Origin of the sequence: Altericroceibacterium indicum, assembly GCF_009828105.1 — a bacterium.
GTDB lineage: Bacteria > Pseudomonadota > Alphaproteobacteria > Sphingomonadales > Sphingomonadaceae > Altericroceibacterium > Altericroceibacterium indicum.
The window spans coordinates 209,277-221,253 of sequence record NZ_WTYQ01000004.1; the positions used below are offsets into that span (position 1 = coordinate 209,277).

The window sequence follows — 11,977 nt, forward strand, 5'->3', positions numbered from 1 at the left end:
AGAGGCCCAGCCCTAAGTGGATGCGCGCTGAATCAATTCGGGGTTGAGCACGATGGACCCGGTCGGCGCGCCATTGATGCGTGCTAGCAAGCATTCCACGAGATGTTTCGCACCTGAAGTGATGTCCTGCCTTATAGTGGTCAATGTGGGGACACTGGTTTGCGCTAATAACAAGTCATCAAAACCAATCACGCGGACATCGTTTGGTACGGAAAGGCCCCGTCCAACCAGTACTTGTATAGCGGTGAGTGCTATCAGGTCAGAGCCTGCAAAGATGCCATCCGGCATTTCGTCAGTACTGTCGAGAAAAGCCGCAATATCGGTCCCGCTCAACTCTGCCGCGAGGTGGGTCGGGGTTTCAACCAGGCTAACATCCTTGCCGGACTGCTTAACGGCTTCTTTTGCACCATCAAGGCGCAGGGCCATTTCGATGGCTTGGGTATTTCCGCAAAAGGCCAGTTTCTTGCAGCCTTTATCAATCAGATGGGACGCTGCCAGCATTCCACCGAGGAAGTTATCCGTTCCCACTGAGCAATGTATCTGCCCTTGCGCGAAAGCCCCCCAGGCAACCATCGGGAGGTAACTCTGGGCTACACGGTCAAGAGTTTTGGACTGGTTGGATTGTCCGATGATGATGTAGCCATCCACCCGATCAGAATCGATCATGCGGTTCAGCCAATCATCAGTATCCGGAATAATCCGCGATAATACGAGATCAAAACCCTTCTCGGTCAGTTCATCGGCCAGCGCGCCAATCAAGGTCATGAAAAAAGGGTCAGAGATATGCTGGGTTTTATCATGGCCCAGAGGAATGACGACGCCGATCGCACCCTTCTTCTGCATCCGCAGATTGCGCGCTATTGAACTGGGACGAAATCCATGATCGGCTGCCAGTTTGCGGATTTTCTCAGCAGTTTTCGAATTGACGACATCTTTGCCAGCCAGTGCGCGGGACACAGTAGCACCGGATACACCAGCTAACTTAGCCAGATCGTATATGGTGCGTATTTTCTCGGCCAAACTAACATCTCTCTCTTATTGCAGCCTTACAAGCCATGGAACGGCGGCGCGTGACTTGCAAGAGCAGTGCGCCGCCTCTGCAATGTCTATGAGATAGGACGAACGTTTACGTCAGCAGGATCGATCGATCCATAATCTTCGGCGTTACGTTCAGCCAGTTTCTTGGCAATAGGTTGGCGGGCCACATTCCATAGGCAGAGAATGGCCAGTAAGGTGGCAAACAGGCTGCCCAAAATCATGCTGTAATCGCTATTGCCCAGCATATCTCCGACGGCCCCCATGGCCAGCGGAGCGATGACTGCCCCGATACAGGTGAAGAACAGCAAGAAACCAGCGATTGATCCGTGGCGGCTTTTATCAAAGCAACTGATGCCTGTGGAGTTCATTGTCGGGTAAAGCACCGACATGAAGATGCCTGTGGCTGGCAGTGCGAAAACGGCGACATCACGCCCCCCGGCAACGCCCACCCAGAACAGAAGGGCCATGGCTGTACTGCAGATCGCCACAACCACCGTCCAATTAAGCTTGGATAAAAGCCACGCACCAAAGAAACGGCCTACTGCGCGCAGAATAAAGAAAATGGAAACGAGATAGGCTGCGAGCCATACATAATTGCCAGTATAGTCAGCAAAATAGGTGGGGGCCCAGACATAAATGGCGGCCTCTGCCCCTACATAGAGCATCAGCGCTACCGCAAAAAACAGCGCAAACGGATCGCTCAACAACCGCAAGGCATCGCGCATATCTGCTGGCTTTTCATCAATTGCCTTGGGGCGATGTTTAGGAAATGGAGCGAAAAGCGTACCCACCACCAGCATGAGGCAAAGGGCAGCGGCAACGAGATAGACCATCTTCCAACTGAACCCGTTTTGCAGCGAAAAGGTAACAATGGCCGGGCCAATCACAGCGCCAATAGCAAAGAACCCTTCCACCAGATTCATGTTCGAAGCATGTTCGTGGGTTGAGTGTGAAATGTCTCCGATCAGTGCCAGAGCACCGGCCTTGAAAATGCCGATGCCCAAGCCTGATACGAACAGCAACAGCACGAAAATCCCGAAGCTGTTTCCGACTGCAAACAAAGCGCAAGTGGCACAGAACAGCCCCAACCCGAGCAGAATAGTGGCTTTATGGCCAAATCTGTCAGCAAGAAAGCCAAGCAGAATGGCCGCCAATCCGATCCCGGACATGGATGCGTAATGAAACGAACCCGCCGCTGTCATGCCTAGCTTATAATCGCGGATGACTTCAGGAATGATCGTACCGACTGAATCCGTTGTCATCGCAAAACTGGCAAACATCAAGAAGATGAGCAGTTTCAGAAAGCGGGTCGACTGAACAGGTGTAGGTTGCGTTGACGAGGCCATTAAAACTGGGCCCTTTCCGTTCAATTATTCTGATTTGGCCTTGCAGGTGAAGCTGGCAGCCGGATCATTGCTTTGCGCGCCGGGGTTTGCCTGTGCTTCAAGCGGATAAGGACAGATCGGCCGAGTGCGGCCTGGCCATGGGCTCGCCGGTCCTGCGGTGCCGATAAGCTTGTCAGGCGCTTTGCCCTTTTCAACCCAATTGACCAAGGCTCCGAAGGAATCATAATTGTCTGTCGCCGGACCACCTTGACAATGCCCCATGCCGGGTACCGGGAAGACCCGGGTAAATTCGGCTGCTGTACCATTGTTCGCCTGATTGACCTCATTCCACCACGCCATCGTGTCGGCAATGGAGAAAACAGGGTCAGAAAGACCATGAGGAACAATCAGTTTTCCGCCACGTGCCCGGAAGGCTGCCAGATTGGATGAACGTGCGCTCATCAGATCCCACGCAGACTGCTTGAATTCAGCATTCGTGGCGTAGATTTTTGCCGGGTCACGGTCGAAATCGTAATTGACCTGATAGGCGAGATATCCGTCCAAACCTACGCCAGGCACCTTGGGGGGTGTACTGAACATGATTGACAATGATGGTGCACCCATTGCCACATTGATGGACGGAACGCGCCCGTCTGAAGATCCGATATGCCAGATGCGCCAGCCAGCATCGCCCCATCCGGCATCCCATGGGAGGCCGGGGTAAATCTGTTCACCTTTGCTGGTGCGAGGGCCTTGATGCACTTTTTCCAAAGCATCGATCTGGGCCGTGGAAAGGCATCCATCTGCCTTGTCACCCTTGCAGCTATGCGCTTTCAGGTGCTGAATGACTTTTGGTGAAGTGCATTGGTGATAGGCGCCTACGAGACCATCCGTCAGGCCATCATTTGCGTCACAGGCTTCAAGGATCGATTGGCGAACAAGGGCCATATCGCCATCCGAGAATGTGGAGGCCAGGTTTGCAACTGTTAAAGGTTTGTTTTCAGCCTTTAGAATCCCGGCATAGGCTTGAGTGTTCCATGCTTCGGCGATGGCCGCACGGGGAAGCGAAAAGCCAGGTGCCGCAGCAACGATGCCATCATATAAAGTGGGGTAGCGTTGGGCGAGGGCCATACCTTCTTCCCCGCCTTTGGAACAACCGAAGAAGTAGCTATATCGGGGGTCAGCACCATAATAGGTTTTGATCAAAGCCTTGGCTGCAAGCGTTGAGGTTTTGAGCGATTCACCACCATAGTCAGCACGGGCCTGAGGGTCGAAGCCAAAGGCGGTCGGGCCGCCCTTATCCGGCACTGTGTTGATCGCATTGCTATGGCCGGAATCCTGCGAGAGAATGGCATAACCTTCTTGCAAAGCCGTTGGCTTGCCGAAACCAACCATCCCGATGGCCATACCCAATTCACCATTGGTTCCGCCGCCACCTTCAAACAGGAAGCGCCCATTCCATTTTTCTGGCAGGCGGACGTGAAAGCGGATTGCGTAATCCTGCCCATCCACGCCTTTGCGTTCATGGGTAATGCCGGTCAGTTCGCAATGCGCCGGTAGGTTGAGCGTGGTCGAAGGGGCGCCCGGAATTCGCGCGGGTATGCTGAAAGGGCCAGCTTCATGATAGGTTGCATCACTTAATTTCGTGCCGGCATCGGGCCAGTGTGAAGCCATCATTTCGCCAAGTGCGGTGCAGCGTGCTGCTGGCCCGACCTGAGAGGATGCGACTTGTGTTTCTGGTGCTTGAGGCGCGCCTGTTGCGCAAGCCGCCAATGCACTCAAACCCAAGACTGATGCAGCGCAATTAAAAAAGGAATGCCTTGTCATTTACCTACCCCCACTCAATCGTTGATTGCCACGAACGGCTAAGGCAGGAGGTGCGCTTAAAGCGGAACTTGTCTCACCTGCCCGTCGGAAGAATACAAGATTCCTACGGCAAATGTGTGCTAATTCGAATTTCAATCGATTGCAATGCGCAAACTTACATCTCCGCCGCGGCAATCTTCAAGCAATCGCCTTTGATAAGGAACAATCGCCTGAAGCGTGGGCAGTCGCTTGCGTTGGTGGAATTAGCGCTTGAGTTCTGCCACCAGTTGCAGGACCTGTTTGGCCCATTCGGGGCGACAGATCAGCAAATCCGGCAGATAGGTGTTCGATTGATTATAGATGAGTGGGCTTCCATCAATGCGCGAGCAATGGAGCCCATGGGAGCGGGCAACTGCAACTGGCGCACAGCTATCCCATTCAAACTGACCGCCGGAATGCAGATAGATCTCGGCCTCCCCGCAAACCACAGCCATGGCTTTGGCTCCGGCGGAGCCCATGGGAACCAACTCGCCGCCAAGCTTTTGGGCCACTGCAACAGATTCCTCTGCCGGGCGCGTGCGGCTGACGACGAGGCGCGGTGGCCCTGTATAGGCCGGGGCAGGGGTGGTCTGATCAGAGCGTAGAACCAATCCACCATCACGGCCCGGTAGCGACACCGCCCCCACTTCAGCAACACCATCAATCGCTAGGCCGATATGGACCGCCCAATCAGAGCGCGCTTCGCCATATTCACGGGTGCCGTCGACGGGATCGACAATCCACACGCGTGATTTTTCGAGCCGATGGTCAGTATCCTTGCTCTCTTCCGAGAGGAGGCCATCCTCAGGCCGCTGTTCACGCAGCGCCTGAATGAGGAACTGATTAGCGACTTTGTCGCCCGCCTTACCCAGCGATTTGCCCTCAAACACGTCGCTGTCGCGGACTTCCAGCAGAATGCGTCCGGCACAGATTGCGAGGTGGGCCGCCAGTTCTGCGTCGCTCATCTGGCTCATGGAATGATCCTGGCAATAATCAGATCAGCCGCCTCTTCAGGAGTCATTGCAGTTGTATCGATGCGAATTTCCGGTTTTTCCGGCTCTTCATAAGGGCTGTCGATCCCGGTGAAATTCTTCAATTCGCCGCTGCGGGCCTTTTTGTAGAGCCCCTTCACATCGCGCGCTTCGGCAAGTTCCAGCGGCGTGTCGATATGGACTTCGATAAATTCGTTTTCGGGCAGCATGTTGCGGACCATTTCGCGTTCGGCACGGAATGGGCTGATGAAAGCGGTGATGACGATCAGGCCGGCATCGGTCATCAGCTTGGCGACTTCGCCCACGCGGCGAATGTTTTCGATCCGATCCGCTTCGGTAAAGCCCAGATCCTTGTTGAGACCGTGACGCACATTATCGCCATCCAGCAGGAAAGTGTGCCGGTTCATCCGGGCGAGCTTCTTTTCGACCACATTGGCGATGGTTGATTTCCCCGAACCAGAAAGGCCCGTGAACCACAAAAGCGCAGGCTTCTGGTTCTTCATCGCCGAATGGTCGTCTCGCGTAATGGTGGTGGGCTGCCAATGGACATTTTGCGCGCGGCGCAGGCTGAAATGGATCATGCCCGCAGCCACGGTGGCATTGGTGATCTTGTCCACCAGAATGAACCCGCCGAGTTGCTTGCTGTCCTTGTAGCATTCAAACACGATGGGTTTATCGGTGGTGACTTCAGCCACGCCAATTGAATTGAGGCTCAGCGACTTGGCTGCAAGGTGTTCCAGCGAATTGACGTCAATCTCATATTTAGGCTCGGCCACTGTCGCGCTAATTGTTTGTGTGGCGAGTTTCAGCCAATAGCCGCGCCCGGGAATGAGATTTTCATCGCTCATCCATACTATGGTGGTCTCAAACTGATCGGCTGCTTGTGGTGGCGCATCTGCGGCAGCGATCACATCACCTCGGCTGCAATCCACTTCATCTGCCAGTGTCAGCGTAACAGATTGGCCAGCCACCGCCTCGTCTTTATCGCCATCCATGGTGACGATGCTTTTGACGGTGCTCGTCTTGCCCGAAGGAACAATGCGAACTGTGTCGCCGGGGGCAATTTCACCATCTGAGATAAGGCCTGAAAAGCCCCGGAAATCTAAATTGGGTCGGTTTACCCATTGCACTGGCATACGGAACGGCCGGGCCTGTTCTTCGTCAGCGCCAAGGTCTACCGTTTCAAGATGTTCGATCAGGCTGGGGCCGGAATACCACGGTGTTTCAGGCGAAGGTGCTATGGCGATATTGTCGCCCTTGAAGCCTGAAATCGGAATGGCAGTGAAATCCTTGATCCCGATGCTCTCTGCAAAGTTGCTGTAATCGCTGACGATCTCGTCAAATGTGGCCTGATCGTAACCCACCAGGTCCATCTTGTTCACTGCCAGCACAATGTGACGAATGCCGATAAGATGAGCGAGGAAGGAATGACGACGGGTTTGCGATAGCACCCCTTTGCGTGCGTCAATCAGGATCACTGCTAAATCGGCGGTGGAGGCACCCGTCACCATATTGCGGGTGTATTGTTCATGCCCTGGTGTGTCGGCGACGATGAATTTGCGCTTTTCGGTCGCGAAAAAGCGGTAGGCGACATCAATCGTAATGCCCTGTTCGCGTTCCGCCGCCAGTCCATCCACCAGCAGAGCAAAGTCGATGTCTTGCCCCTGTGTGCCAACCCGTTTGGAATCGGCTTCGAGTGCTGCCAGTTGATCTTCAAAGATCATCTTGGAATCATAGAGCAAACGGCCAATCAGGGTCGATTTGCCATCGTCCACGCTGCCACATGTAATGAAACGGAGCAGGCCCTTGTTCTGATGGATGTCGAGATAAGCGTCGATGTCTTCGGCGATGAGAGCATCGGTCTTGTAGACCGGGTCCTGTGTCTGAATATCGGCCATCAGAAATAGCCCTCCTGCTTTTTCTTCTCCATTGAGGCATCCCCTCCATCGCGGTCAATTGCGCGGCCCTGCCGTTCTGAGGTAGTGGTGAGGAGCATTTCCTGCACCACTTCAGAGAGTGTGGAAGCCGTGCTTTCGACAGCGCCGGTCAGCGGGTAGCAACCCAATGTACGGAAACGGATGGAACGCATCTCAGGCTCTTCGCCGGGCTTCAATGGGAAGCGATCATCATCGACCATGATCAGCAGACCATCACGCTCCACTGTTGGGCGTTTGGCTGCCATATAGAGCGGCACGATCTCGATATTTTCGGCCATGATGTATTGCCAGATGTCGAGTTCGGTCCAATTCGACAGGGGGAATACCCGGATACTTTCCCCCTTGGCCTTTTTGGCGTTGTAGAGGTTCCACAATTCGGGCCGTTGGTTCTTCGGGTCCCAGCCATGGCTGGCAGTGCGGAAGGAGAAGATACGCTCTTTCGCGCGGCTTTTCTCTTCATCCCGCCGTGCGCCGCCAAAGGCAGCGTCGAAGCCATATTTGGTGAGAGCCTGCTTCAACCCTTCCGTCTTCCACATATCGGTATGGAGCGGACCATGATCGAACGGGTTTATCCCGCGTTCCTTGGCTTCAGGGTTTTGATAGACGATGAGTTCCATCCCGGCATCACGCGCAGCCTTATCGCGCAGGGCATACATGTCCTGAAACTTCCAGGTCGTATCTACATGCATCAGCGGGAAGGGCGGTGGCGAGGGGTAGAAGGCTTTCTTGGCCAGATGCAGCATCACTGCGCTGTCCTTGCCCACCGAATAGAGCATGACCGGGTTCTGCGCTTCGGCCATGACCTCGCGCATGATATGAATGCTTTCGGCTTCAAGCCGCTGAAGATGCGTCAGACGCTGCATAGGGCGCGTTCAAACCTCGGATAATTGGGTGTAACAATGTTGAGAGGTTGATTGGCCTTTGAGGCGCGTAATCGCAAGGCGATGGGCGGGTGACATTTTCTTGTCACCCCTAAATGCCCACCATACCACTCGGCGCTGAGGCGCGCTTTTGTGTTGTTTTTGAAAGTGCTTGCTGGTCAGTCTTGCAAGGCTTCGGAGTAAGGGCGCCAGCGCTGATCATCGTCCAATGGCGCAAACATCTGGTCGAGCAGATCGTCGCTCACCTCTTGAGCGCTGGGCGGGTTCCAGCTTGGTGTATTGTCCTTGTCCACCAAAACTGCGCGGACACCTTCAGCAAAATCCGGGCGCATGATGGAACGCACCGCCAAGCGATATTCTACTTCCATCTCCTCGGCAAAATCCTTGCGGTGCGGTCCTTCCGCGAGCAAGCGCAAGGCCACTTTGCAGCTTTGCGGGCTACGGGAGCGCAGCGTTTTGAGTTCCTTTGCTGCCCAATCTGAAGGATCGTTCTGCAAGGCTTCAAGAATGTCTTCTAGGCAGTTGGAGGCAAATAGCCGGTCAATTTTCTCGGCATTCTTCGCGAGCCGAGCAGGGGACGGAGCGATGGATAGTTCGGCCAGAACTTGTTCGACTGCTTCGGGTGTTGCGATAATGCGCGCCTTGGCCTCAGCTATGGCGGTGCTGGGCAGATAGTGAGTGGCAAGCCCGGCCCAGTGACATTCTGCGCCGTCAAGTCTTGCTCCGGTCAGGGCCAGAAAGGCACCTACACGCCCGGGAAGCCGGGGAAGAAACCAGCCCGAACCAATATCAGGAAACAGGCCGATGGCACCTTCGGGCATGGCGAACAGTGTATTTTCGGTCGCAATCCGGTAGCTGGCAGGTGTGGATAGCCCCACACCGCCACCCATCGTCACCCCATCCATGAATGTGATAATCGGTTTTGGGTAGGTGAACATCAGATGGGTCAGGCGGTATTCTGTGAAAAAGAATGCGCGGCCTGTTTCACCGCCATCTTCCAATACAGATTTTCGGATACTGACCACATCGCCGCCAGCGCAGAACCCGCGCCCTTCGGCATGATCCACCAGCACAGTGGAGATCGCAGGGTCTGCACGCCACCGGATCAATGCCTCAGCTATGGCTGCGGACATGTCCAGCGTCAGTGCATGAAGGGCCTTGGGGCGTCTGAGAGAAATATGGCCGATGGAGCCATGGGTGTGAATGCTCAGATCTTCACTCATTCGCGCAGTAAGTCCCTTCCAATGATCATCCGCATGATCTGGTTTGTGCCTTCCAAGATCGAATGGACCCGCAGATCGCGCCAGAACCGTTCGATGGGATAGTCTTCCAGATATCCATAGCCCCCATGCAACTGTAGAGCCTTGTCGGCAATGGTCGATCCGTGGTCGGTTGCCAGACGTTTGGCCATAGCGGCGAAGCGGGTCTTGTCAGCCGTTCCTTCCGTCACCTTGTCGGCAGCCAGATAAAGCAGCGCTCTCGCCGCCTCAAGGTCGGTGGCCATGTCGGCAATCGTGAACTGGGTGTTTTGGAAGTCGGCCAGTTTCTTTCCGAATTGCTTGCGTTCGCTGACATAGCGTACAGTCTCATCGAGGCAGCGCTGGGCACCGCCCAGAGAGCAGGCAGCGATATTCAGCCTGCCGCCATCCAGGCCGCTCATCGCAATGGTGAAGCCCTGACCTTCTCGCCCCACCAGATTTTCAACCGGCACCAGGACATTGTCGAAATGTACCGAGGCAGTGGGTTGGGCATGCCAACCCAGTTTGCGTTCAGGTAATCCGAAGCTGACGCCGGGCATGTCTTTTTCGATCACGATGCAGGAGATTCCCCTGGGGTCATCCTCCCCGGTGCGCAGCATGGTTATATAAAGATCATTCTCGCCTGCACCGGAAATGAACTGCTTGGTGCCGTTCACCCGGTAGTGGTCGCCTTCCCGGATCGCACTGCTGGTCAGTGCCGCAGCGTCAGAGCCGGAATGGGGTTCGGTAAGGCAATAGGATGCAAAACGATCCATCCCCACCATGGAAGGAAGGTATTTTTCCCGCAATAAAGGTGAACCGAACTGATCAATGATCCAACTCGCCATATTATGGATCGACAGGAAGGCGCTGGTCGCGGGGCAACCATAAGCCATCGCTTCCATGATGAGCACTGCCTCCAATCGGGTAAGGCCAATGCCGCCATTCTCTTCCGAGACATAGATGGAGCCAAACCCCAGCTTTGCCGCTTGCTGGATGACGTTGCGCGGGAAGATATGCTGGACGTCCCATTCAGCCGCATGGGGCGTAATCTGCTCAGCGGTAAAACGCTGTGCAGCTTCCTGAATGGCGAGTTGGTCTTCCGTCAGCGAAAATTGCCCGCCCATCAGGTTTCTCCGACCTGTGCCTCGGCTTCGATTTCAACCTTCCAGCTAGGATCATAAAGAGAAGTCACGCCGACGAGCGTGGCTGTAGGGCGAACGCCTTGCAGGGCGGCGGCAAAGGCTGCGCTAACATCATCAGCATATGCCATGTCAGTCACAAACATCCGGATGCGGACGATCTCGCTGACCTTACCATCAAGCCGTTCAATATGATCGGCAATTAACGCAAAGCAACGGTCCGCCTGCTCGCGAGCGCTTTCGGGAACAGAGCCATCCTCTGCAATGCCAACTGTACCAGACACTTCAATTCTTTGCCCTACGCGCAAAGCGCGGGTGAAGCCGATTTCTTTTTCAAAAGGAGAGCGCGGGGGAATGGAAACTCTGCTCATCTCAATTCTCGCATTTCTTGTAGCGGAGGGGGGTGGGGGTTGCGCCCTGTCCAAACTCGGTCAGAACCAAGGTTTTTCCGCCATCTTCAAGCGTCATCGATTGTTCGCGGTCCCAGGTCATGCCTTCACCAGAGAAAGCAAAATCGGCTTTGATGCTATTGTTACTACTCTGAGAAACCCGGCCTAATTTGCCCACGGATTCGTAAAATTCCAATTCCGTGGGTTTAACGACCATCAACCCTTTTGCGTCACCTGCTGTGCTTGTGCAATCCGCTGGAACGAGACCCCAGCGCCCCTGAATAGGCGTAGGAATTATCCCGCTTTGGGCAGATGTTTTCTCATTGTTGGCTTGGTCTGATGTAGAGTTTGCCGGGAGGGTGTCCGTCTCTGAAGGGGGGGCATTAAGTGCCTCTCCACTGTCGGGCGTAGGGCTTTCTGTAGGCGCTTTATTGTCACAGGCAGCGAGGCTGCATACAAGGCCGATCGCCAGTGAAGGCGCAATTAAGCCTTTCATTTTTCTGTTCATTTTACTCTCCTCAAAACTCATTCCGCCTATTCTTAACGCGGCGTATCGATTTCCTTTCCTGCTATACTTGGAGATCACCCTTTCACGGAACTCTTCGCACGAATTCCCAAACAGGTAGACTTTGGTCAGTCACATAATGAAGGTTGAGGACCACACTCAGCCCTCATTTTGCATGTCATCAACGGCGTGGTTGAGCTTGGCGATGACGTGGTGAAAGCTGCTTTTTTCTTCATCGCTCAGCTTACCAAAAGTTTGAGCGATGAATTTTTGACGCATAGGCTCGGTTTTCTCAAGCGATTCAATGCCCTTGCTGGTTATATGTATCAGCTTGGCCCGGCGGTCTGACGGATCAGGGCAGCGGCTAACCAGCCCGTCTCGTTCAAGCGCATCAATAGCCTCGGTTACAGTGCGTGGTGATTGACTGAAGCGTTCTGCAATCTCCGTTGCGCGCTGTTCTCCAAACTTGAACAATACCAGTAAGACGCGCGTGCGGGCAAAGGATGCGCCGCATTGGGTCATGCGCCGATCCATCATTTTCATCATTTTAACATATAGCTCGACATATTCTGCGACGAGCGATTCGACTTTAGGCATTACAGAGGGCCCTCAATATAGGGGATTGCCATATGCTGCAATTGCGAGCATTAGGCAAGTCGAATCGGACGAAATCAGTTTGACGAAG

General features: G+C 54.5%; 11 protein-coding genes. All 11 read right to left on the minus strand.

The genetic code is table 11. From position 1 onward, the window contains the following. Positions 1-12 precede the first annotated feature (12 nt). Positions 13-1,020 (minus strand): LacI family DNA-binding transcriptional regulator, encoded by a 1,008-nt coding sequence (locus GRI39_RS11790; protein ID WP_160739920.1) that lies wholly within the window; start codon positions 1,018-1,020, stop codon positions 13-15. Positions 1,021-1,106: 86 nt separating this feature from the next. Continuing rightward, the gene (locus GRI39_RS11795) at positions 1,107-2,384 is read right to left on the minus strand and encodes an MFS transporter (protein WP_160739921.1); all 1,278 of its coding nucleotides are present in this window, start codon (positions 2,382-2,384) and stop codon (positions 1,107-1,109) included. A gap of 24 nt (positions 2,385-2,408) precedes the next feature. Continuing rightward, positions 2,409-4,190 carry a tannase/feruloyl esterase family alpha/beta hydrolase gene (locus GRI39_RS11800; RefSeq protein WP_160739922.1) on the minus strand — a complete coding sequence of 594 codons (1,782 nt, stop codon included), beginning with the start codon at positions 4,188-4,190 and terminating at the stop codon, positions 2,409-2,411. 242 nt (positions 4,191-4,432) lie between these two features. Beyond that, positions 4,433-5,173, minus strand: coding sequence for a 3'(2'),5'-bisphosphate nucleotidase CysQ (locus tag GRI39_RS11805; protein WP_160740010.1), 741 nt, complete (start codon positions 5,171-5,173; stop codon positions 4,433-4,435). A 5-nt stretch (positions 5,174-5,178) separates the two neighbouring features. Then, positions 5,179-7,098 carry a sulfate adenylyltransferase subunit CysN gene (cysN, locus tag GRI39_RS11810; RefSeq protein WP_160739923.1) on the minus strand — a complete coding sequence of 640 codons (1,920 nt, stop codon included), beginning with the start codon at positions 7,096-7,098 and terminating at the stop codon, positions 5,179-5,181. Next, on the minus strand, positions 7,098-8,000 hold the full coding sequence (gene cysD, locus GRI39_RS11815; protein WP_160739924.1) for a sulfate adenylyltransferase subunit CysD: 903 nt from the start codon (positions 7,998-8,000) through the stop codon (positions 7,098-7,100). The genes cysN and cysD overlap by 1 nt, the downstream gene beginning before the upstream one ends. 176 nt (positions 8,001-8,176) lie before the next feature. Continuing rightward, positions 8,177-9,241, minus strand: a complete 1,065-nt coding sequence (locus tag GRI39_RS11820; RefSeq protein ID WP_160739925.1) for an enoyl-CoA hydratase/isomerase family protein — start codon at positions 9,239-9,241, stop codon at positions 8,177-8,179. Next, positions 9,238-10,383, minus strand: a complete 1,146-nt coding sequence (locus GRI39_RS11825) for an acyl-CoA dehydrogenase family protein (protein ID WP_160739926.1) — start codon at positions 10,381-10,383, stop codon at positions 9,238-9,240. The genes GRI39_RS11820 and GRI39_RS11825 overlap by 4 nt, the downstream gene beginning before the upstream one ends. Beyond that, positions 10,383-10,769: a Rid family hydrolase gene (locus tag GRI39_RS11830; RefSeq protein WP_160739927.1), complete on the minus strand. Its 387-nt coding sequence runs from the start codon at positions 10,767-10,769 to the stop codon at positions 10,383-10,385. Before GRI39_RS11830 ends, GRI39_RS11825 begins: the two co-directional genes overlap by 1 nt. Before the next feature lies 1 nt (position 10,770). Continuing rightward, positions 10,771-11,316 carry a hypothetical protein gene (locus tag GRI39_RS11835; RefSeq protein WP_246205064.1) on the minus strand — a complete coding sequence of 182 codons (546 nt, stop codon included), beginning with the start codon at positions 11,314-11,316 and terminating at the stop codon, positions 10,771-10,773. A gap of 135 nt (positions 11,317-11,451) precedes the next feature. Further along, complete coding sequence (locus GRI39_RS11840; RefSeq protein WP_160739928.1) at positions 11,452-11,889, minus strand: MarR family winged helix-turn-helix transcriptional regulator; 438 nt, start codon at positions 11,887-11,889, stop codon at positions 11,452-11,454. Positions 11,890-11,977: the final 88 nt, after the last annotated feature.

Coding starts and splice junctions, on each gene's coding strand:
- GRI39_RS11825 (WP_160739926.1), bottom strand. CDS start 10,383: ATGGGCGGGCAATTTTCGCTGACGGAAGACCAACTCGCCATTCAGGAA.
- GRI39_RS11820 (WP_160739925.1), bottom strand. CDS start 9,241: ATGAGTGAAGATCTGAGCATTCACACCCATGGCTCCATCGGCCATATT.
- GRI39_RS11830 (WP_160739927.1), bottom strand. CDS start 10,769: ATGAGCAGAGTTTCCATTCCCCCGCGCTCTCCTTTTGAAAAAGAAATC.
- cysD (WP_160739924.1), bottom strand. CDS start 8,000: ATGCAGCGTCTGACGCATCTTCAGCGGCTTGAAGCCGAAAGCATTCAT.
- GRI39_RS11840 (WP_160739928.1), bottom strand. CDS start 11,889: ATGCCTAAAGTCGAATCGCTCGTCGCAGAATATGTCGAGCTATATGTT.
- GRI39_RS11805 (WP_160740010.1), bottom strand. CDS start 5,173: ATGAGCGACGCAGAACTGGCGGCCCACCTCGCAATCTGTGCCGGACGC.
- GRI39_RS11795 (WP_160739921.1), bottom strand. CDS start 2,384: ATGGCCTCGTCAACGCAACCTACACCTGTTCAGTCGACCCGCTTTCTG.
- GRI39_RS11835 (WP_246205064.1), bottom strand. CDS start 11,316: ATGAGTTTTGAGGAGAGTAAAATGAACAGAAAAATGAAAGGCTTAATT.
- cysN (WP_160739923.1), bottom strand. CDS start 7,098: ATGGCCGATATTCAGACACAGGACCCGGTCTACAAGACCGATGCTCTC.
- GRI39_RS11800 (WP_160739922.1), bottom strand. CDS start 4,190: ATGACAAGGCATTCCTTTTTTAATTGCGCTGCATCAGTCTTGGGTTTG.